The 488-nt window shown below is 68.6% G+C and carries 1 pseudogene; it reads right to left on the reverse strand.

Going from position 1 to position 488, the window contains the following annotated elements:
* Nucleotides 1-488 (reverse strand): annotated as a pseudogene (locus tag FCU66_RS41540) (hypothetical protein); the annotation flags it as partial.

A 488-nucleotide genomic window follows, 5' to 3' on the forward strand; every position in this document is an offset into this window, starting at 1 on the left:
CCGGCGCCACCATCGAAAGGGCCTGGCGGGCCAGTTTCGAGGCGGTCGAATTGACCAGTGTTGCGGTGCCAGCCGGTGCGATGCGCAGACGATCCTGGGGGGTCCGCAGGGCCTTGACCACGTCGATGACAGAGGCCGTCGGCTGTTGCCCGAGGTGGGACAACTCGTCGGCAAGTTCGAAAGCCTTGGGCCACGGCAGGGGCGGGCGGGCCAGAGCGTGGCGGGCCATATTGTGCGGCCGCAACTCGCGGCTGTCCGAGACCGCACGGATGTCGCCACCGGCGCGCGCGAGGTGCATGGCGATCTTTGATCCCACGCTGCCGCACCCGACCAGGCTGAAGGGACTGTACTGGGGCGCTGCTGACAGGGTGCGCAAAAGCTTCGGGGTGGTGCGGTCTAGCTGTTCGACCGGCACCACGCCTTTGCCGCGCGGTCCGGCAAACAGCGACGTGCGCTGCCCTGGCGCCGTGATTGCGAACAGGCAGGGG

Source organism: Mesorhizobium norvegicum (assembly GCF_004919685.1).
Lineage (GTDB): Bacteria > Pseudomonadota > Alphaproteobacteria > Rhizobiales > Rhizobiaceae > Mesorhizobium > Mesorhizobium norvegicum.